Below are 20,237 nucleotides of genomic sequence, written 5' to 3' on the forward strand. Positions count from 1 at the left end.
GAAGGATTCCGCAAAAAGCGATCCGAAGGGGGCGCAAACAGGACGCCTGGATCGGCGAATCAAAGGGTCACACGGCCCACTAGTATATAGAGGGGGGGAGCGGCACAATAGCCGGGCATTCGTGGCATTGTGAGACTACGGTCAACGAACTGCACGGCTTTCATGAAACGGACAGCGATCGAGATGGGAACTTTTTGCATAGGCCCCGACTCAATAGCAGGATGCCCGAAAGCTGGGAACACGCTGGATTTACTGGTCGGCGCCTCTTGCAGGCGTGTCAGGAAACTGGCGACAGATTATTCGCGCAGCCGGCATTGCCCGCGCTGCGTTTTTCGTGTGTGCCAAATCAGTGCGTACCGGAAACTTGCTTGGAGGGGGAGAACTTTTGCGAAAAGTCCGAGTCTATGTTTGCAAGCCTGATCGATTAGTTATGCAAGCCTCCTTCAAGTACAACGAGGAGTGTTCATGCTAACCCAGGAAGAGGATCAGCAGCTGGTCGAGCGCGTTCAACGCGGCGACAAGCGGGCATTTGATCTGCTAGTGCTGAAATACCAGCACAAAATTCTCGGGTTGATCGTGCGGTTTGTGCACGACACCCATGAAGCGCAGGACGTTGCACAGGAAGCCTTTATCAAGGCTTATCGTGCACTCGGTAATTTCCGCGGTGATAGCGCGTTTTACACGTGGCTCTACCGCATCGCCATTAACACGGCGAAGAACTATCTGGTTTCTCGCGGTCGCCGCCCGCCGGATAGTGATGTTAGTTCGGAAGATGCTGAATTTTATGATGGTGATCACGGCCTCAAGGATCTCGAGTCGCCGGAGCGTGCTCTGCTGCGCGACGAGATCGAAGGCACCGTTCATCGCACTATTCAGCAACTGCCAGAAGATTTACGTACGGCGTTAACTTTACGTGAATTCGATGGTCTGAGTTACGAGGACATTGCGAGCGTCATGCAATGTCCGGTGGGTACCGTACGTTCCCGGATTTTCCGGGCTCGGGAAGCCATCGATAAAGCCCTGCAGCCGTTGTTGCAGGAAAACTGAGACAGCGGCGACAGCCAAGAGAGGAACCGCCATGAGTCGTGATGCCCTGCAGGAATCGCTGTCCGCAGTGATGGATAACGAAGCGGATGAACTGGAACTTCGTCGGGTGCTTAATGCATTTGATGACGCCGAAACCCGTGATACCTGGTCTCGTTACCAAGTCGCTCGGGCGGTGATGCATAAGGATCTACTAATCCCTCGTCTGGATATTGCTGCGGCCGTTTCTGCTGCACTGGCTGATGAAGCCGTTCCGGCAAAAGCTGCTCGCGGTCCTTGGCGTAGCCTGGGTCGTTTGGCAGTGGCCGCTTCGGTGACCGTTGCTGTATTGGCCGGTGTTCGCCTGTACAACCAGGACGAGATCGCCGGTGCCGAACTGGCCCAACAGACTCAGCAACCGGTTATGGCCGGTCCGCAGGTCAAGGGCCCAGCCGTACTGGCCGGCTACAAAGAAAGCTCCGATACCACCGGGCCTATGGCCAACGGTGTACTTCAAGGGCAATCCGGCTGGCAGGATCAGCGTCTTCCGGGCTACCTGCGCCAACACGCACAGGAATCTGCCCTGAAAGGCACTGAAAGCGCTCTGCCATACGCTCGCGCTGCAAGCCTGGAAAACCGCTAGTCCGCCAAGGAGCTTTATGCGTGCCATACCGCTCCTTGCGCTGTTGCTCAGTGGCTGGTTTGTAGTCCCTGCCCATGCCGACGAAGCCCAAGACTGGCTGACTCGTCTTGGGCGGGCGGAGCAGCAACAAAGCTTCCAGGGCACCTTTATCTACGAGCGTAACGGTAGTTTTTCTACCCATGACATCTGGCATCGTGTCCAGAATGGCTTGGTCCGTGAGCGGCTTTTACAGCTCGATGGTTCTGCCCAGGAAGTCTTGCGCGTTGACGGTCGTACCCAATGCGTAAGCGGCACGCTGGTTGCCGGTCTTGGAGATTCCTCCAACGCCCCTGCACGCGCTTTTGACCCGCAAAAACTCAAGGTTTTCTACGATCTTGCCGTAACCGGCAAATCGCGCGTGGCTGGTCGAAACGCAATCATTGTCTCTGTGACGCCCCGTGATCAATACCGTTATGGTTTTGAACTGCATCTGGACCGCGAAACCGCGCTGCCACTGAAGTCGTTGTTGCTCAATGACCAGGGCCAGTTGCTTGAGAGATTCCAGTTTACCCAGCTCAACACCTCGGTGCCCGATGATCGGGATTTACAGCCCAGTGGAGAATGCACGCCGGTGGCTGTTTCCACTGCCAAGGCATCAGAAGCCGAAGCCCCTCAGGCCTGGCACCTGGATTGGTTGCCGCCGGGCTTTCAATTGTCCAGCAGCAGCGCGCATAAAGATTCCCACACCAAGGTGGTTGTCAGCAGCTTGATGTATGACGATGGGCTTGCACGTTTCTCGGTGTTTCTGGAGCCGCTCAACGGCGCGGCTGTTACCGAGACGCGTACCCAACTTGGGCCTACCGTTGCGGTATCGCGGCGCCTGAACACTGTAGAGGGCGAGGTGATGGTGACGGTCGTCGGAGAAATCCCGATCGGTACCGCCGAGCGAATTGCGCTGTCTGTACGTAGCGGCGCCACGCCGGCCACGCCGTGAGTTGTTAATCCTATGTTCATCCTGATATTTCAATGTTGTGCAGGAGAAAGCCGATGCCTGCTTCTGCCGAGAGCATGAAATGTCTGGATCATTTTTTTCACTTGCTAATATCCCCTATGTTTTTTATAGGTCAGGGCTTCACGGCCTTGGCCTTGTTTTGTTCGCGGAACAAAAATGTCGGTCGCAGTTTTTTCGGCATTTATTGAACCCTGTCGCTCAACCCTGCTCGTCGTAACGGGAGCTGTATGTCGATACCACGTTTGAAGTCTTACCTATCCATAGTCGCCACGGTGCTGGTGCTGGGTCAGGCCGTTACCGCGCAAGCGGCCGAGCTGCCTGACTTCACCCAACTGGTGGAGCAGGCGTCGCCTGCCGTGGTGAACATCAGTACTACGCAGAAGCTGCCTGATCGCAAAGTCTCCAACCAGCAGATGCCTGATCTGGAAGGCTTGCCGCCAATGCTGCGCGAGTTCTTTGAACGCGGCATGCCCCAGCCGCGCACGCCGCGTGGCGGTGGTGGCCAGCGCGAGGCTCAGTCCCTGGGTTCGGGTTTTATCATCTCGCCTGACGGCTATATCCTTACCAACAACCACGTGATTGCCGATGCCGACGAGATCCTGGTGCGCCTGGCTGATCGCAGTGAGCTGAAAGCCAAGCTGGTGGGTACCGACCCCCGTTCCGACGTGGCCCTGCTGAAAATCGAAGGCAAAGACCTGCCGGTGCTGAAGCTGGGCAAATCCCAGGACCTGAAAGCCGGGCAGTGGGTAGTCGCCATAGGTTCGCCGTTTGGTTTTGACCACACCGTGACCCAAGGCATTGTCAGCGCCATCGGCCGCAGCCTGCCGAACGAAAACTACGTGCCGTTCATCCAGACTGACGTGCCGATCAACCCGGGCAACTCCGGTGGTCCACTGTTCAACCTGGCGGGTGAAGTAGTCGGTATCAACTCGCAGATCTACACCCGCTCCGGTGGTTTCATGGGTGTTTCCTTCGCGATCCCGATCGACGTGGCGATGGACGTTTCCAACCAGCTGAAAACCGGTGGCAAAGTCAGCCGCGGCTGGCTGGGCGTGGTGATCCAGGAAGTGAACAAGGATCTGGCTGAATCCTTTGGCCTCGACAAGCCAGCCGGTGCTCTGGTTGCGCAGATCCAGGACGATGGCCCGGCAGCCAAAGGCGGCCTGCAAGTGGGGGACGTGATCCTGAGCATGAACGGCCAGCCAATCGTCATGTCTGCAGACCTGCCACACCTGGTAGGCGCGCTCAAGGCCGGCAGCAAAGCCAAGCTGGAAGTCATTCGTGACGGCAAACGCCAGAATGTCGAACTCACCGTAGGCGCGATCCCGGAAGAAGGCGCGGCGCTTGATGCGCTGGGCAACAGCAAGCCGGGTGCCGAACGCAGCAGCAACCGCCTGGGCATTGCCGTAGTCGAATTGACCGAAGAGCAGAAGAAAAGCTTCGACCTCAAGAGTGGTGTAGTGATCAAGGAAGTCCAGGACGGTCCTGCCTCCCTGATCGGCCTGCAACCGGGTGACGTGATTACTCACCTGAACAACCAGGCTATCAACTCCACCAAAGAGTTCACCGACATCGCCAAGGCGCTGCCGAAGAATCGCTCGGTGTCGATGCGCGTCCTGCGTCAGGGCCGTGCAAGCTTCATTACGTTCAAGCTGGCTGAGTAATCCGCTAGTCCAATAAAAAGCCCCGCTCTCGATGCACGAGAGCGGGGCTTTTTTGTGGCCGCAAGGTTTAGCTCATCATGCCTTTGACCAGGCGTTCCTGTTCGATCAGCTCGCGCTGGCGTGCATCGATACGTGATGACAGCGGGAAGTTGCTACCCGCGCGACGCTTGGCGAAATCGAGTTGCTGGATGGCTTGCTGGAAATCACCCACCAGCGCGAAGTACTCGGCGCGCGCCTGATGCAGGCCGATGATATTGCCTGACAAACCCCGGGTTTCCGCGACCTGATACCAGACATCCGGATCGTCCGAGCGTGATTTAAGCAGGCCTTCGAGGGCTTTTTCCGCGTCAGCCGTGCGGTTCTGCTTGAGCAGAAGATCTACCCGTACCTGGTTCAACGGGTAGTTGCCTGGGTATTGCGTCAACATCCGGTCCGTACGCTGTTGGGCATCCGGCAGGCGGTTGTTAGTCATGTCCAGCTCTATCTGCGCCAGGTTGTACGTGATGTCGTTGGGCGCCTTGGCCAGCAGGGGCTTGAGATTTTCCCTTGCCAGGTTGAACTGCGAACCTTTGATCTGGGCGATGGCAAGACCATAACGCGCCACGTCGCTTTTCGGATTCTCATCCAGCTGGGCCTGGAAGCGTTTGGCTGCCAGCCCAGGCGTGTCTTCGTAATACAGCTGCACCCGAGCGCGGATCAGTTGATAGCGCAGGCTGTCCTCAATACCGCCCTGCTTGGCCTGCTCCGCACGGTTGCGGGTGTCGGCGATCCGCGATTCGGTCACCGGGTGAGTCAACAGGAATTCCGGTGGCTTGGCATCGAAACGGTACTGGCGCATCAAACGCTCGAACATGGTCGGCATGGAACGTGGGTCGTAGCCGGCCTTCTCCAGGTTGAGAATGCCGATGCGGTCAGCCTCTTGCTCGTTTTGCCGAGAAAAGCGGCGTTGTTCCTGGATTGCGGCGGCCTGGCTGCCGGCAATCGCGGCAATGCCTGCATCCCCCGCGCCAGCGGCAGCAGCGATGATGCCGCCGAGCAGCGCCGCCATCATCGGGATCTGCATGCGCTGCTGTGCTTCTACGCCTCGGGCGAAGTGGCGTTGGGACAAGTGAGCCAATTCGTGCGCCAGCACCGAGGCGTATTCGCCTTCGGTCTGGGCGTTGAGGAACAGGCCGCCGTTGACCCCGACAATGCCCCCCGGTGCGGCAAAGGCGTTCAACTGCGGGCTGTTGATCAAAATGAACTCCAGGCGCCGGTCATTCACCTGGCTGGTCTCAACCAGCTTGTAAACGCTGGTTTCGACGTAATCCTTCAATTGCGGGTCGTTGAGCTGCGAGACCTGGCCACGCAGGTAGGCCAGCCATGCTCGGCCCAGTTGGTATTCCTGTTGCGGCGAGACAATGGCAGAACTGGCGTCGCCAAGTGACGGCAGGTCGTCGGCGAAGCCTGGAGAGGCAAGCAGGCAAGCCAGCGTCAGCAGGGTAGGGCGCAAAAAAGTCATGCACAAAGCCTTTCGACAAAGACCTTACTGTAGCCGGACACTGAGCTTCGGACCAGATATTCTAAGCGCCCCCGACGCCCACCCGGAGCAAAACCATGACCGACGCTGTAGCCTTCGATGCCGAACTGGATGCCAGTGGCCTTAACTGCCCGCTGCCATTGCTCAAGGCCAAGCTGGAACTCAATCGACTGGCCAGCGGCGCGGTGCTCAAGGTGATCGCCACGGACGCAGGCTCCCAGCGGGATTTCCGTACGTTTGCCAAGCTGGCCGGCCACACCCTGCTGCATGAAGAAGATGATGCCGGTGTGTATCGTTACTGGTTGCGCAAGGCCTGAATCGCTTGAATATGCTGTTCTTATCGCCTGAGGTTTATTGATGTTCAAAGTGTTACGTGACTGGATTCAGCGCTACTTCTCCGACGAAGAAGCCGTGGTGCTGGCCGTCCTGCTGTTTCTGGCCTTTACGGCCGTGCTCACCCTGGGCGGTATGCTCGCGCCGGTATTGGCGGGGATGGTGCTGGCGTACTTGATGCAAGGCCTGGTTTCCATTCTGGAGCGTTTGCGTTTGCCAGGCGGGGCGGCGGTGGGCCTGGTGTTTGCCTTGTTCATGGGCCTTTTGTTGGTGTTCATCGTGATCGTGGTGCCGCTGCTGTGGCATCAGTTGATCACCTTGTTCAATGAACTACCGGGCATGCTCGCCAAGTGGCAATCGCTGTTGCTGCTGTTGCCCGAGCGTTATCCGCACCTGGTGTCGGATGAGCAAGTACTGCAGGCCATTGAAGTGGCGCGCGGTGAAATCGGAAAGTTCGGGCAATGGGCGCTGACCTTTTCCCTTTCGAGCTTGCCGCTGCTGGTCAACATCATGATCTACCTGGTGCTGGTGCCGATCCTGGTGTTTTTCTTCCTCAAGGACCGCGAGATGATCGGTCGTTGGGTGCGTGGCTACCTGCCGCGTGAGCGGGCGCTGATTACCCGGGTCGCCGAGGAAATGAACCGGCAGATTGCCAACTACATTCGCGGCAAGGTCATCGAGATCTTTATCTGCGGTGGCGTGACCTACATCGGCTTTGTCGCACTGGGGCTGAACTACGCGGCCTTGCTGGCGCTGCTGGTCGGTGTTTCAGTGGTGGTGCCGTATGTCGGCGCGGTGGTGGTGACGGTGCCGGTGATGTTGATCGCGCTGTTCCAGTGGGGCTGGAGTGATCAGTTCATCTACTTGATGGCGGTGTACGGCATCATCCAGGTGCTGGACGGCAACGTGCTGGTGCCGCTGCTGTTCTCGGAGGCGGTGAACCTGCATCCGGTGGCGATCATCTGTGCGGTGTTGTTGTTCGGCGGGTTGTGGGGCTTTTGGGGGGTGTTCTTTGCGATTCCCCTGGCGACGCTGTTCAAGGCGGTGCTGGATGCGTGGCCCCGGCAGGAGCCTGTTGTAGCGCCGTTACTCTGATATTTGTGGTGCCGGTGCAGGCCTTATCGCGGGCAAGCCCGGCTCCCACATTGACTGAGTTGCCCTGTCGAACAATGATCACGTATGGGAGCTGGCTTGCCTGCGATAGCTATTTCAAAGCCCGCAAGTGAATCAAGCCTTGTTCAGCGCCTGCGCTGCTTCCAGCACTGCATCCACATGGCCTGGCACTTTCACGCCACGCCATTCCTGGCGCAGCACGCCATTTTTGTCGATCAGAAAGGTGCTGCGATCAACGCCCAGGTATTCCTTGCCATACAGCTTCTTCAGCTTGATCACATCAAACAGCTGGCAAACCGCTTCGTCCTTGTCGCTGATCAGCTCAAAGGGGAATTGCTGCTTGGCCTTGAAGTTCTCGTGGGACTTCAGGCTGTCGCGGGACACACCAAACACCTCGGTGTTGGCTGCCTTGAACGCTGCGTGCTGGTCACGAAAGCCCTGGCCTTGGGTGGTGCAGCCCGGGGTGCTGTCTTTCGGATAGAAATAGAGCACCACTTGCTTGCCCTTGAGCCCGGCGAGGCTGAAGGTCTGCCCGCTGGTGGCCTGGGCTTCGAAGTCGGCTACGGGTGTGTCGATGACTACAGCCATGAAGGCTTCCTTACATTGGGTTCTGTGGGCGCCATGGCTCGATCAGTGCGTCGAGGTTCAGGGCATCGGCGAAATCCAGGAACTGGTCACGCAGCCAACTGATCTGCACGCCGGCCGGCAAGGTCACGGTAAAGGTAGCGTTGAGCATCGTGCCGCCGGTCTGCGGGGCCTGATACGTGTCGCAGGTCAGGTTTTCCAGCTCGACATTGTGGTCGATAAAGAACTGGCACAGCTCGTTGACGATGTCCGAGCGGTAGGCCGAGCTGACATAGGCCACGTAAGGCAGGGCCTGGGGACGGTTCTCCAGGGCCGCACTGCGCACCACATTGACGGTGAAGTCGTGCTTCTTGGCCAAACCCGGCAAGCCGGTTTCAAGGCGGGCCAGGGCATCCCAGGTTCCGGAAATCTGCAGGACCAGCGCACTGCACTCGCCGTGGCGGGTCAGGCGGGAGGTCACGACGGCGCAGCGGTTTTCATGGCTGGCGCGGCACAGGACGTTAGTCAGCTCCATGGGGTTGGCGCCGAGGGCACTGATGACAAGGAATTGTTCGCGGACTGTGGGGGTGGACATGCAGCCTTCCTAAAGCGATGAGCGGTCGATACGATGAAAGCAGTATCAATCAAAGCATGAAGGGTAGCGAAAACCATCGCCAAGGGCTAGGAGGTGGCGTTTTCATTACGTAAACAGCGTCATCAAACCCCGCTTTGGCCCAATGATGGCGTTGCTGCGAACTAAGTTGATCCAGAACGCATCCTCAGGCGGTACTTCGCTTGTACAAGCATCTTGGCGCCAGTACCATTACCGCTCTCTTTTTCCGGCAGGAGCGGTTGCATGATTGCGGGCAGTATGGTGGCACTGGTCACACCCATGGATGCACAAGGTAATCTCGACTGGGACAGCCTGGGCAAACTGGTGGACTTCCACCTGCAAGAGGGCACCAACGCCATCGTGGCGGTCGGCACCACAGGTGAATCGGCCACACTTGATGTGGAAGAACACATCGAAGTGATCGAGTTCGTGGTCAAGCGCGTGGCAGGGCGTATTGCTGTCATCGCCGGCACGGGCGCCAATTCGACCCGCGAAGCGATCGAATTGACCAGGAACGCCAAGAAAGCCGGCGCCGATGCCTGCCTGCTGGTGACGCCGTACTACAACAAGCCGACCCAGGAAGGCCTGTACCTGCACTTTCGCACCATCGCCGAAGCCGTCGACATCCCGCAGATCCTCTACAACGTGCCCGGTCGCACCGCCTGCGACATGAAGGCCGAGACCGTGATCCGCCTGTCCACCGTGCCGAACATCATCGGCATCAAGGAAGCCACCGGTGACCTGCAACGCGCCAAGGACATCCTGGCCGGCGTCAGCAGCGACTTCCTGGTGTATTCCGGTGACGACGCCACTGCGGTCGAACTGATCCTGCTGGGCGGCAAAGGCAATATCTCGGTAACGGCCAACGTCGCACCGCGCGCCATGAGCGAGCTGTGCGCCGCGGCCATTGCCGGCGATGCGGTCAAGGCCCGGGCGATCCACGAACAACTGGCACCGCTCAACAAAACCCTGTTTATCGAATCCAACCCTATCCCCGTGAAATGGGCGCTGCATGAGATGGGCCTGATGCCGGACGGTATCCGTCTGCCGCTCACCTGGCTCAGCGAAGCCTGTCACGAACCGCTGCGACAGGCCCTGCGCCAGTCCGGCGTCCTGGTTTAATTGAGGAAGCACTACGCATGAAGCGATTGGCCGGACTTTCCGCACTTGCCTTGATTATCTCCAGCACCAGTGGCTGCGGTTGGATCTGGGGCCCGGAAGGCTACTTCCGCGACCGCGGTAGCGATTACCTGGAAGCCCAACAAACCGCCCCGATGAAATTGCCGTCGGACGTCAATGTCGCCAAGCGCCTTGACCCGTTGCTGCCGATTCCGCGCAACGTGGCCGACGACACCTTCAAGGGTGAATACCAAGTACCGCGTCCACAGCCGCTGTCGGCCGTGGCCGATGCCAGCGACTACAGCCTGCAGAAGAGCGGCGATACCCGTTGGGTCATGGCCCAGCGCCCACCTGCCGAAGTCTGGCCGGTGGCCGTGCAGTTCTTCCAGGACAATGGTTTTCGCATCGACGAGCAACGCCCGCAGACCGGTGAGTTCACCACCGCGTGGCAGCACACCAGCGAACTGTCGGCATCCATGGCCAAGCGCCTGCAGGCCGGCGGCGTAGCCAATGACAGCGAAGCCCGCATCCGCGTGCGTATCGAGCCAGGCGTGCAACGCAATACCAGTGAAGTCTATGTGGTGAGCGCCGAGCGCCCTGCCGGCAGCACCGCTAACGTCGACTTCACCCCGCGTTCGGTCAACACCGGTGTGGACGCTGCCCTGGTCGACGAAATGCTCGCCAGCATGAGCCGTATCTCCGAGAAGGGCGGTTCCGTCTCCCTGCTCGCCGCCGGTAGCTTTGATACACCGAGCCGTGTCAGCCTCAGCGAAGACGGCAGCGGCAACGTGGTGCTCAACCTGGGTGAAGACCTGGACCGCGCCTGGTCGAGTGTCGGCCGCGCGCTGGAGCACGGCGAATGGCGCGTTGAAGACATCAACCGCAGCCTGGGCCTGTACTACATCAACTTGGCCGAAAAAGCCGAGAAGAAAGACGAAGAGCCAGGTTTCTTCAGCAAGCTGTTCGGCAGCACGCCGACCAAGGAAGAGGTCGAAACTCGCGCCGATCGCTATCAGGTTCGTTTGAGCAAGGTTGGCGACAGCGTGCAAGTCACCGTCGAGAAAAACATCAACACCGTGGCGCCGGCAGAAGTGGCGCGCAAAGTGTTGGGCGTGATTCAGGACAACCTGGGCTGATCCGATGCGTTTTGCCGTTCTCGGCAGCGGTAGCCAAGGGAACGGCACGCTTGTAGCCCATGACGACACGTACGTCCTGGTGGATTGTGGTTTCTCCCTGCGGGAAACCGAGCGACGCCTGCTGCGCCTGGGGGTTCACCCCGCGCAACTGAGCGCGATTCTGGTGACCCACGAACATGCCGACCACGTGCATGGCGTGGGTTTGCTGTCTCGGCGCTACAATCTTCCGGTGTACCTCAGTCGCGGTACCTTGCGCGGGATGCGCAAACCGATTGAACCCGCAGGGTTGCTCGCTGGTGGCGAGCAATTGCAGATCGGTGCCTTGAGCATTGATGTGATTGAAGTGGCCCACGATGCCCAGGAACCGACGCAATACGTATTCAGTGATGGTGAGCGGCGCTTCGGCCTGCTCACTGACCTGGGCTCCTACTGCGCCAAGGTACTGGAGGGCTATCGCGACCTCGATGCATTGATGATCGAGTCAAACCACTGCCGCGACCTGCTTGCGCGTGGCCACTACCCGGCCTTTCTCAAGCAGCGGGTCGGCGGGCAGTTTGGGCATTTGAACAACCACCAGGCGGCGTACCTGGTGTATGAGTTGGGCTGGCAAGACCTGCAACACCTGGTCCTGGCCCACCTGAGCAGCAAGAACAACCTGCCGACGCTTGCCCGGCAATGTTTTGTCGACACCCTTGGGTGCGACCCGGACTGGCTGCAACTGGCCGATCAAGATTCAGGGCTCGACTGGCGACATATCGCCTAGCCCACCTACTTAGCAAGCGGAGCCCATCATGGAAAAACGTGAAGAACTCTACCGCGGCAAAGCCAAATCGGTGTACAAGACCGACGACGCCAACCGCCTGATCCTGCTGTTTCGCAACGACACCTCGGCGTTCGACGGCAAGCGCATCGAACAGCTCGACCGCAAAGGCATGGTGAACAACAAGTTCAACGCCTTCATCATGCAGAAACTCGAAGCGGCCGGCATTCCGACCCAATTCGACAAACTGCTGGGCGACAACGAATGCCTGGTGAAAAAACTCGACATGATCCCGGTCGAGTGCGTCGTGCGTAACTACGCGGCCGGCAGCCTGGTGAAGCGTTTGGGCGTGGAGGAGGGCCTCAAGCTCAATCCTTACACCTTCGAACTGTTCCTGAAAGACGATGCCAAGGGCGACCCGTTCATCAACGAATCCCACGTAGTGGCATTCGGTTGGGGCACCGCTGAACAATTGGCTCGCATGAAGGAGCTGTCGCTGAAGGTCAACGACGTCCTGAGCAAACTGTTCGACGACGCCGGCCTGCTGCTGGTGGACTTCAAACTCGAATTCGGTGTGTTCCACGACGGCTCCATCGTCCTGGGTGACGAATTCAGCCCGGATGGCTGCCGCCTGTGGGACAAAGACACTCGCAAGAAGATGGACAAAGACCGCTTCCGTCAGGGCCTCGGTGATGTCATCGAAGCCTACGAAGAAGTCGCCAACCGTCTTGGCGTACCGCTGTAATCGACGCAAGCATCTGATAGCACGGAAAAAAATCGCTTTGGCGCTTTGCTTCCAGGAAACAGGCTGTTATGATGCGCGCCGTTGGAGAGATGCCAGAGTGGCCGAATGGGACGGATTCGAAATCCGTTGTACCTTCACCGGTACCTAGGGTTCGAATCCCTATCTCTCCGCCATATTAAAAACCCTTATAAATCAATAGGTTGTGAGGGTTTTAGCGAAGCGATTTTGTACCAGCGCTTTGTACCAAAAAATAGCCCTGATCTACGGATCGGGGCTTTTTTTGTTCAGTATTTAACCAAATCACTCGTTCTGCCAATTTTTAGGCTGACAGAGCAACGCTCTCAAAGCCCTCTTGGCTTGAAGGTAGTAGCTCTATGCCCGTCGCTGACTGGTACTGCAAGCGGCAGGCTAGGACCCTATCAATGACAAAGGGAGACTTCATTGATCAAGCAATGTGTAACAGCAATAGTTGTAGTGGTTATGTGTGCGTCTGCATGGGCCGCAAGCAATGAAGACGAAGCTGCTGCACTGGCAAGCCTTGGTGAGGTTCAGAAGTTGTACGAGAATCGTCCTCAAGGAACGCCTAATGTGGCTGGTACGCTAACCCTGTCGAAGAAGGACATTAATGACTGTGTGACACAGATGATCTTGGCGAAAGACAAGCTCGATACTGTGAAGAAGCACTACGGCACTACCAAAGCCTATCAGTCCACGCAGACACGTTTGTTGACTGGTCAGGTTAAAGGTCGGCTAGGAAGCTGCAAGCAGACCAAGGATGCGCTTGGCTACTGACGGCGCTCCGTCCCTTTGAGACGCTCTCAACGGCTGGTATGGTCTGTTTCAGAGCGTTTCATCATAAGGGAGTCGCGTGTAGATTGGGCGTGTGCGAAACGTCCTCACGGCTACATCAATCGTGAGGACGATCAGTCCTTGTAACATTGAAGGAGCGCTAGCTTTCGTTCAATATGAGGCTTCAGACCAATTGTGCACAATGAAGTGCGTAAGCCAAAAATGACAGACGAGAAATTGCCAGCAGAAATGCCACCTCCTGCGGAGCCCCCCCAGGGCACGAGTGTTGTTGGGTGTTTTAAGGTGCCGCATAAAGCGCTTTTGAAGGGGAATCGAGAGGTCGTCACCGACTTCTATGTCGATGAGACCGTTCAGAACGAAAGTAAAGCTTACGCATTCAAAGTATATATTAGGCTTAATGCGACTAAGCAGACTATTTTCAGGAATGTTTCCTTCCTGCATAGTGTCTTCGACGGTTGCTATTTTAATAACTGTGTTTTTGATTCCTGCGATTTTACAGGTTGTCGGTTTGTCGGTTGTAACTTTCATCAAACAAAATTTTCAGGATGTAATTTCGAATATGCAGTGTTTGAGCGTTGTCAGATTGATGACGATATACTCGATAGTGAAGCGCCTCGTAAAGAGAATCTGAAAATGCGGTTCGCCAGATCGCTCCGTATGAATTTTCAGCAGGTTGGAGATGCAAAAGCGGTCAATAAGGCGATTTCACTAGAGCTAGATGCTACTTCTAATTACTTAAAGAAGTCGTGGTCGTCGAGTGAAACTTACTACAGGAATAAATATCCTGGCTGGAAGAAGTTACCCCAGTTTGGGAAGTGGCTTGAGTTTAGGGTTCTTGACGCGATTTGGGGGAATGGCGAAAACACACTTAAGCTACTGCGCTCTATCGTAGTGATTCATCTTGTTATCGCGGTTTATGACACTTATATGTTTGGTGACGTTTGGAGTCTCAAGGACTACCTCGCGAGTTTTCTTGCGTCCCCCGGCGTGTTCTTCGGTATCGCCAATCCGCATACGGACCATTACCCTGTGTGGTTCTCGTCCGCCATTGCTGCTACTCGCTTGATCGGGTTTGCTTTCCTGACGGCTATTCTCGTAAAACGGTTCGGGCGGAGATGAAAATGCACATCTATGCCTTTGGCTCCATTTGTAGGGGAGAGGTCGACCGTGGCTCGGACGTGGACCTTTTAGCCTGCGTCGATGGTCCGGCTCCGCAGATGGATCCCGAAAAGTTTTCCTTGTATCGCTATGAGCGTCTGCAGGCTCTTTGGATAGAAGGCAATCCATTCGCTTGGCACCTGCATCTGGAGTCTAAGTTGCTTTTTTCCTCCGATAATTCGGACTTCATTAGTGATTTGGGTGTGCCTGCACGCTATGTCGCTTGTGATAGTGATTGTGATAAGTTTAAGTTGCTTTTTGAGAAGTCTTTTGAGGCGTTAAAGCATTCTGCTAACAGTTCTATATTTAACTTGTCTTGTATGTTTTTGGCCGTCCGAAACTTTGCAACCTGTCACTCGCTTTCACTCGGGTCGCCAATTTTTTCCAGAATGTCCCCTTTACTAGTGAGCCCGTGCCTCGACATAGATCCAGAAGTGTTCTCGATCCTCATGCGTGCGCGGTTGTTATCGACACGAGGTTATGGAGAAAAAATTATGCAAGACGAGATAACCACGGTAATCAAGGCGGTCACTACCGTACCCCAGTGGATGCAGAGGCTGCGGAGTTATCAATGATTGCGAGAGAGTTCAACAACCGTATTGATGCACAGCGTGAGGTGCTAGGTCTCGTTAATGGCCTCGCCTGGAAAGAGGAGCTTTATGGGCTTTCTAGTGGGGCTATCGATCGCTGGACTAAAGTAAATGGCATAGCTTCATCTTCGGCTTTGTCCCAAGCGGTATACGAGTCAGCCAGCAAGCTGTTCTTCTTGGCAAACAAAAGCCAGGAGCAGGTTACGGATGAGTATCGACTGCTTTCTGCAGAGGTTTATGACCTGACGCAGCGTATCGCTCGTATAGTGGGTATGAGCACGGGTGACGTTGTTAGTGATTTGGGCTAATCTGGAGACCTAAATTCATAGGGGCATGCTGCTAGGAATGTTTTCAATATGGACGGTGGATCATTTCCATTTGTACCAGTGTTTTGTACCAAAACTAAGGTGTAACCCTTGTGGTGCTTGTGTTTTGGGGGTTGTAGAGCATTTCGCAGAGCGTCCCTATCTCTCCGCCATTATTTATTGAGGGTTTGATATTTTTCAGACTTTTGAGAAGGGAACGAATTTAGTGGTGATCCCACAATGATCCCACTAAGTAAAAAGCCCGATCCCGTGATCGGGCTTTTTTTCGTCTGTAAGAATGTGCCTGATTTTCATAGCTACCATTCGTCAAGGCTGGTTCGGTGACTGCACGCTGATGAGTGGCGGTGCGCTGAAAGAGGTCATGCAGCCGAGCTACCAGTGTCGGTATTGTTTCAAAACCGTACCATGGGCTCTCCTATTACACTCGGCTGCTATCGCGACTTGCTTACACAGAATGAAGCCAGCGGAGGCGCATGATGTTTAAACCCTCACTTCTTCTGCTTTCTATGTGTTTCTCTGGGGTGCCGATGACGCTAGGCTTGTCGCTAGTCGTGAGTCTCGTTTTCACGCATCCCGACTGCCTTCCTGTTTACGATAATCTCAAAAAGCCATCCTATGTATCAGTTGGTCAGGTAGTACGTCTAGAGTTGCTGACTCAGCATTACTTTACAGCCAAGGCTCGAGGGGTTGGCTCTTTAGAACCAAATGCGGGTCCGTGGCAGTTGAGAAAATGGTCATTAGTGTCGCAACAATAATGCTGGACGCAGTGCTCCGGGGCAGATGGATTTCAGAGCAGCTTTAGCCGAAGACTCCAGCTATCTGATAGTTGATGACCGAATTTCGCCGCTTTCTGCCTGTCGCGAAGGACTGAAACCGGCCGATTCTGTTGAAAAAGTCGGCTTCGAATTCTGCGCGAGAAAAGTACGCGCCTGAGATTGAAATCTGAATTTTCGGCAGAACGTTCAGGACTCGGAGTTCACGTAGCCGCGTGCAACTGAGGTGTTTTCATCCATCAATATTCGAGTGTTTCGGGAAAGCCGACTTTTTCAACACAATCGGCCAAAAGCTGTCATTCGGAGAGTCTACGAATGCATGAGTGAATCGGCCTTCATGCTGAACCACTGCGGCCACTCTCAATGGGCTACGTAGATGAACGTTACACACCATTGATCTTGTCGTGGTGTACCACGATGAGATTGGTTGCCACAAGAATCGGCGAGCGCTGATCCTTGCTTTCATCTATTCGACCAGTGAATTTAAGAAATGTAATTTAAGGCGCTATGCGTCCGGTTCAGAATGAAGTTTTTCCACGGATAGCCAGTTCTTATAAAGCACATCCAACTCCGGCTCAGATGTAGCCAACTGAAGGGCCCGGCCTAGCAGCGCTCGGGCATTGCTCCACCTATTCGCAATCCACTCATTCGACGCCTCATTCATTAAAAGGCATGCTTTAATTTCACTGCCGCCAGACTCAACTTGTCCTTTTAGTTCTTGGTCGTATGATTTTAAATAAATAAGGCGCTCAATATTTGTGCAAAGTATTTCCGACCTCGCTTCCAAGTCACTACCTATTTTTTCGGGGGGCGGTTCTTTGAATGCAGGAGTCGACCAAAGATTAAACGAGGTGATTAGTTCGCAGGATGAAAGCACAAATAACACAACCTTTCTGGAAGCCTCAATAAGAAGTGCTCTCTGAGCGCTATCAATATCCCCTCTGCATGCTTGCTGCAATGCTTTCGCTCTATGATGAATCTCAAGAAAGTTTTCTAAGTCTTCCGAATCCGTACCGAGACAAAAACTCAAGTCTCTCGCTAGTTTATCCTTCACAAATTGCCTTTTGCTAGGAATAACCAAGAGCTTTAACTGTCCATGCAGGTCCGACTCTAGGCTTTGATGGTTTGCATTGCAGTCATAATAATCAAATAGCAATTCCATTTGATTGAGTGTTATTGGACTGAGCGTTTCCAGCAACTCTGCCAGTCTTTCGTAACATCTAGAGAATGTAGGGCGCGCACTTGGTTCAGCGGAGAGCATGTCACCTAAAAGTTTTATTAGAGCTTCAGCTGCTGGCGACTGGGGTTCAGAGAAGTTTCTGATATCGCTGCCAGCCCACTTTTTCAACTTGGAACCCTTCCATGTTTTTCCAGGGTCAATCGTCGAAGATTGCACTGCTGGGTGATAGCCTTGATACAGTTCTGCAATAACTATCCCCACCGCAAAAACATCAGGGGCGAACGCTTTCGTCTTGTCCACTACATACTGCTCAGGCGCTTTGTATGAATTAGTGCCGCCTAAGTGATCATCGAACCATGCATTAGCCACACCGAAATCAGCAATTTTTACCGAATACCTCACAGAAGGATCGATATGTGACGGAGGGAAGTCACGAAGTTTTTTGCTCAAATCTGAATAAAGAATATTTTCAGGCTTTATATCTTGGTGGTATTCCATTCCGCGACTATTCGCAACGATCATCCCTTTTACTATTTGGAGACCAATATTTATGACGGCGACGAGATCAGGCTTTAACTCTATTAAGTCACGAAGATCCCCGTCACAGCATGGCATACATACCAAAGGTACCCCGTTATAAAACTTTATAAAGTGCGGCGTGATTATGGAGTAATGACCGGAAAAATCCACCCAGTTGTGCGCTTCGCGAATAAAGCCATTAACTCGTTCAGCGGTGTTGTTTTCGAATTCTTTGATGGTTTTATATGCCACTCGGTTCGGAAAGCTATTTTCTTGATCTACAATATAAATCAACCCACCTCGCCCTTCACGGCGATCAACTATTTTCCCTCTAAACAAGCACGCCTCTAGAAATTCTTGCAAGTGTTTGTCCATATCCATACGACGCATCCTTATTAAAGTTAGTAGTTGGCTGGGTTGCTTGGAAATCAATTTTCCGTAATAGAGAGCACAGCGATGGCGGAGTGAACATCAGTCAGCAGCACCTTTGAAGTAGAAATAGGCCACAATATTTTAACAGTACCACTGCGGGCCTCCGACCCTGGCTTCGCCTGGCGAGCGCCGAATACCATTTCCAACCCGTAACTTGAATTGCCTCTGTTTTCGTCAACTCCAACGACTGACCGCTTTTGGCCGAGGCTGTGTAAAAACGTTTTTGAGCGCGACAGGTACTCAAAACCGGACTGTAAATCGCGCTTCTACGCGAAATCCACATCTGCTGACGTGCCGATAAATTTTAGATTTAACGTAGACGTGCACACTTCAATTTTGGCGAAACGTTTTTACACACTCGGGGCCGAAAGCAGCCGGTCACAGGGTCACACCCGGATAAATCGATGCTACTTAGGTCCCCCGTCATAATGAGGCGCCGGTTACGCGGCCTTACGGCCGCGGCTACCGCCAGTTGTGTCGTAGAGAGCCTAAATCTCGATCGTCTTGATATCTGGATCGTAAAAGGCACCGATAAGCTCGCGCGCCCCAGCAAGTGGAGATTGCTTGGAAATGTCGACAATGGCGCCGATTGCACCGCTTATCAAAGTGCTATCGCCAGTTTGAATGCCCTTGTCGAGTACTTCGAAGAAATTATGAATCGTTGTCGCTCGCTCTTCGAAGGTTTTAGCCAGGTACTGCTCCAGAATAACTCTTTGGGCACCGATCTGTTCTAGTTTTACATCTTTGAATGCGGATATAGCTGCTCTTTTGGTGCCTTCAACTTCGGCAACCTTTTTGTATTCCAGCCAAGCTGACATTAGCTCCTCAAGGGAAGACTGGGCCGCTTGCAACGGAATGGTGGGCGCTTTCTGAATGATAGTTTGGATGTGCTTTTTCATGTTTTAGCTCAAGGACAAAATTCCGGAAATAGTGCTTTTGATATTTTTTGCCGCCGAACCGTCTGGCGTGATGATTGGTATATCAAGTACTTGTTTAAGCCCTGTACCAAGCACCACCATCTTCTCGAATGCGCTGGGATCGCTGTCGTCTTTTACTTTGATCAGCTCGAAGCGCGTTACGATCTCGTTAATGGTTTTGGCCATCTCGGCCGCATTCGTTCTTATAGCCTTAAGTGCAGTTTTCAACACCTCCATCTCAGCAATGGCGGTTTCGACTTTGGCTTGGTAATCATGAGCTTTAGTCAATGCTTCTTCAGCCTTGCTTGCCATCATGAACCCGCCGATAGCGAGCGCTGGGCCAAGCACAATTCCGCCTAAGGCGATCATGCCTCCGGCCATTCCAAAGCCGCCGGCGCTCAATGCGCCTCCGCCAAGCCAAGCCAAGGTGGCATTAGTGGCCGCTGCGCCAGAAAGCCCGGAAATAGCCGCGCCTGTGGAGGCGCTGGCTAATGCCCCTACTGAACCATAGGCCCCAATAGCCGCCAACGCTCCGCCGCCCGCTCCCGATGCAAGGCCTCTCTCAATTTCCAGAGAGTTCAGCACCAGCTTTTCATAAGACTTCAATTCCTCGACGGTAAAGTTTTCATTGAACCCTTTCAGGGTACTCTTAGTGTCTTTTCGCTTCTTGAACGCTTCAACGAGGTATTTAATTTGATGGCTAAATGTATGAATTTTTAACTTGCCGAGTGCCGCCAGCGCGGCTTGGGTCTCCTCGCGTGCACCGTCAAGTACTTTAGATGCCTTTTTAAATTCAAGCTCTGCATCTTCGCCGATGCCTTTGGCTTTATCAAAGTTGTTGGATGCCTCAACGCCTTTGAATACACCCGTTGCCGCCAAAGCAGCAGCAGCACCCCATAAAATAAACGGAAGTGGCATTTTAAGATCCCTCTTTATGTGTAGGAGAATTGTCGATTCTGTGTGCTTGCTGTGCATCTGCACATGCTTGAAAGTTGGCCGCTATGTATTCGTTTTTGCTTACGTGCGCGGACAGATTTTGTTCATAAAAGTCGTCCACTCGACAGATCAATGGGCGGCTACTATAGATTTTGCAAATATGACTGTGGCTGTCAAAATTTATACAAGTACCATCACCGCGGTCCAAATGTGCATAAACCATAGATTTATCTAGGTTTTTGCAGCACAGCCCACATTTTGTACAAGTAAATACAATTGAAGTGCTTGATGCGTGTTGCACGACAAGCGTTTGTACTGGTTGCGGTCCTTCGCCCATGGCTCATCCTCTTCCGACGACTGTAGCTGTGATAAC

General features: G+C 54.3%; 21 protein-coding genes and 1 tRNA gene. 15 read left to right on the forward strand and 7 right to left on the reverse strand.

Going from position 1 to position 20,237, the window contains the following annotated elements:
* Positions 1-465: 465 nt before the first annotated feature.
* The 4 genes from rpoE to RGV33_RS07565 all read left to right on the forward strand — a co-directional run bounded on the left by rpoE (position 466) and on the right by RGV33_RS07565 (position 4,321).
* Positions 466-1,047 (forward strand): RNA polymerase sigma factor RpoE, encoded by a 582-nt coding sequence (gene rpoE / locus RGV33_RS07550; RefSeq protein ID WP_003172477.1) that lies wholly within the window; start codon positions 466-468, stop codon positions 1,045-1,047.
* 31 nt (positions 1,048-1,078) lie between these two features.
* Positions 1,079-1,666, forward strand: coding sequence for a sigma-E factor negative regulatory protein (locus RGV33_RS07555; RefSeq protein ID WP_003172479.1), 588 nt, complete (start codon positions 1,079-1,081; stop codon positions 1,664-1,666).
* A 16-nt stretch (positions 1,667-1,682) separates the two neighbouring features.
* Positions 1,683-2,639 (forward strand): MucB/RseB C-terminal domain-containing protein, encoded by a 957-nt coding sequence (locus RGV33_RS07560; protein ID WP_322143736.1) that lies wholly within the window; start codon positions 1,683-1,685, stop codon positions 2,637-2,639.
* A 245-nt stretch (positions 2,640-2,884) separates the two neighbouring features.
* A complete protein-coding gene (locus tag RGV33_RS07565) occupies positions 2,885-4,321 on the forward strand; it encodes a DegQ family serine endoprotease (protein WP_322143737.1) in 1,437 nt (478 codons plus the stop codon).
* A 67-nt stretch (positions 4,322-4,388) separates the two neighbouring features.
* Here the strand turns inward: RGV33_RS07565 and RGV33_RS07570 are convergent, their stop codons facing one another.
* Positions 4,389-5,822 carry a M48 family metalloprotease gene (locus tag RGV33_RS07570; RefSeq protein ID WP_322143738.1) on the reverse strand — a complete coding sequence of 478 codons (1,434 nt, stop codon included), beginning with the start codon at positions 5,820-5,822 and terminating at the stop codon, positions 4,389-4,391.
* A gap of 95 nt (positions 5,823-5,917) precedes the next feature.
* Between RGV33_RS07570 and RGV33_RS07575 the strand changes: the two genes are divergently transcribed.
* Positions 5,918-6,157, forward strand: a complete 240-nt coding sequence (locus RGV33_RS07575) for a sulfurtransferase TusA family protein (RefSeq protein ID WP_322143739.1) — start codon at positions 5,918-5,920, stop codon at positions 6,155-6,157.
* A 40-nt stretch (positions 6,158-6,197) separates the two neighbouring features.
* Positions 6,198-7,268 (forward strand): AI-2E family transporter, encoded by a 1,071-nt coding sequence (locus RGV33_RS07580; RefSeq protein WP_003211986.1) that lies wholly within the window; start codon positions 6,198-6,200, stop codon positions 7,266-7,268.
* A gap of 132 nt (positions 7,269-7,400) precedes the next feature.
* Here the strand turns inward: RGV33_RS07580 and RGV33_RS07585 are convergent, their stop codons facing one another.
* Together RGV33_RS07585 and RGV33_RS07590 are read right to left on the reverse strand one after the other, a co-directional pair.
* Positions 7,401-7,874, reverse strand: a complete 474-nt coding sequence (locus RGV33_RS07585; protein ID WP_322143740.1) for a peroxiredoxin — start codon at positions 7,872-7,874, stop codon at positions 7,401-7,403.
* Between the two features lie 10 nt (positions 7,875-7,884).
* The gene (locus RGV33_RS07590) at positions 7,885-8,445 is read right to left on the reverse strand and encodes a glycine cleavage system protein R (RefSeq protein ID WP_003172487.1); all 561 of its coding nucleotides are present in this window, start codon (positions 8,443-8,445) and stop codon (positions 7,885-7,887) included.
* A 261-nt stretch (positions 8,446-8,706) separates the two neighbouring features.
* Here RGV33_RS07590 and dapA point away from each other — a divergent pair, with 261 nt between their 5' ends.
* The 9 genes from dapA (at position 8,707) to RGV33_RS07635 (ending at position 15,089) form a co-directional block, all read left to right on the forward strand.
* Positions 8,707-9,585 (forward strand): 4-hydroxy-tetrahydrodipicolinate synthase, encoded by an 879-nt coding sequence (dapA, locus tag RGV33_RS07595; RefSeq protein ID WP_322143741.1) that lies wholly within the window; start codon positions 8,707-8,709, stop codon positions 9,583-9,585.
* 17 nt (positions 9,586-9,602) lie between these two features.
* Positions 9,603-10,718, forward strand: a complete 1,116-nt coding sequence (gene bamC, locus RGV33_RS07600) for an outer membrane protein assembly factor BamC (RefSeq protein ID WP_322143742.1) — start codon at positions 9,603-9,605, stop codon at positions 10,716-10,718.
* Positions 10,719-10,722: 4 nt separating this feature from the next.
* Complete coding sequence (locus RGV33_RS07605) at positions 10,723-11,481, forward strand: MBL fold metallo-hydrolase (protein WP_322143743.1); 759 nt, start codon at positions 10,723-10,725, stop codon at positions 11,479-11,481.
* Between the two features lie 28 nt (positions 11,482-11,509).
* Positions 11,510-12,223: a phosphoribosylaminoimidazolesuccinocarboxamide synthase gene (gene purC / locus RGV33_RS07610; RefSeq protein ID WP_003211975.1), complete on the forward strand. Its 714-nt coding sequence runs from the start codon at positions 11,510-11,512 to the stop codon at positions 12,221-12,223.
* A gap of 83 nt (positions 12,224-12,306) precedes the next feature.
* Positions 12,307-12,396, forward strand: a tRNA-Ser gene (locus RGV33_RS07615).
* 268 nt (positions 12,397-12,664) lie between these two features.
* Positions 12,665-13,015 carry a hypothetical protein gene (locus tag RGV33_RS07620; protein ID WP_322143744.1) on the forward strand — a complete coding sequence of 117 codons (351 nt, stop codon included), beginning with the start codon at positions 12,665-12,667 and terminating at the stop codon, positions 13,013-13,015.
* A 204-nt stretch (positions 13,016-13,219) separates the two neighbouring features.
* A complete protein-coding gene (locus RGV33_RS07625) occupies positions 13,220-14,152 on the forward strand; it encodes a pentapeptide repeat-containing protein (protein WP_322143745.1) in 933 nt (310 codons plus the stop codon).
* Between the two features lie 2 nt (positions 14,153-14,154).
* Positions 14,155-14,766 carry a nucleotidyltransferase domain-containing protein gene (locus RGV33_RS07630; RefSeq protein WP_322143746.1) on the forward strand — a complete coding sequence of 204 codons (612 nt, stop codon included), beginning with the start codon at positions 14,155-14,157 and terminating at the stop codon, positions 14,764-14,766.
* A complete protein-coding gene (locus tag RGV33_RS07635) occupies positions 14,763-15,089 on the forward strand; it encodes a hypothetical protein (RefSeq protein ID WP_322143747.1) in 327 nt (108 codons plus the stop codon). Before RGV33_RS07630 ends, RGV33_RS07635 begins: the two co-directional genes overlap by 4 nt.
* 1,296 nt (positions 15,090-16,385) lie before the next feature.
* Here the strand turns inward: RGV33_RS07635 and RGV33_RS07640 are convergent.
* The 4 genes from RGV33_RS07640 to RGV33_RS07655 all read right to left on the reverse strand — a co-directional run bounded on the left by RGV33_RS07640 (position 16,386) and on the right by RGV33_RS07655 (position 20,201).
* On the reverse strand, positions 16,386-17,960 hold the full coding sequence (locus tag RGV33_RS07640) for a protein kinase domain-containing protein (RefSeq protein WP_322143748.1): 1,575 nt from the start codon (positions 17,958-17,960) through the stop codon (positions 16,386-16,388).
* Positions 17,961-18,499: 539 nt separating this feature from the next.
* A complete protein-coding gene (locus tag RGV33_RS07645) occupies positions 18,500-18,910 on the reverse strand; it encodes a hypothetical protein (RefSeq protein WP_322143749.1) in 411 nt (136 codons plus the stop codon).
* 3 nt (positions 18,911-18,913) lie between these two features.
* The gene (locus RGV33_RS07650; RefSeq protein WP_322143750.1) at positions 18,914-19,846 is read right to left on the reverse strand and encodes a hypothetical protein; all 933 of its coding nucleotides are present in this window, start codon (positions 19,844-19,846) and stop codon (positions 18,914-18,916) included.
* Between the two features lies 1 nt (position 19,847).
* Positions 19,848-20,201, reverse strand: a complete 354-nt coding sequence (locus RGV33_RS07655) for a YkgJ family cysteine cluster protein (RefSeq protein ID WP_322143751.1) — start codon at positions 20,199-20,201, stop codon at positions 19,848-19,850.
* Positions 20,202-20,237: the final 36 nt, after the last annotated feature.

Source organism: Pseudomonas sp. Bout1, from assembly GCF_034314165.1.
Classification (GTDB): Bacteria; Pseudomonadota; Gammaproteobacteria; order Pseudomonadales; family Pseudomonadaceae; genus Aquipseudomonas.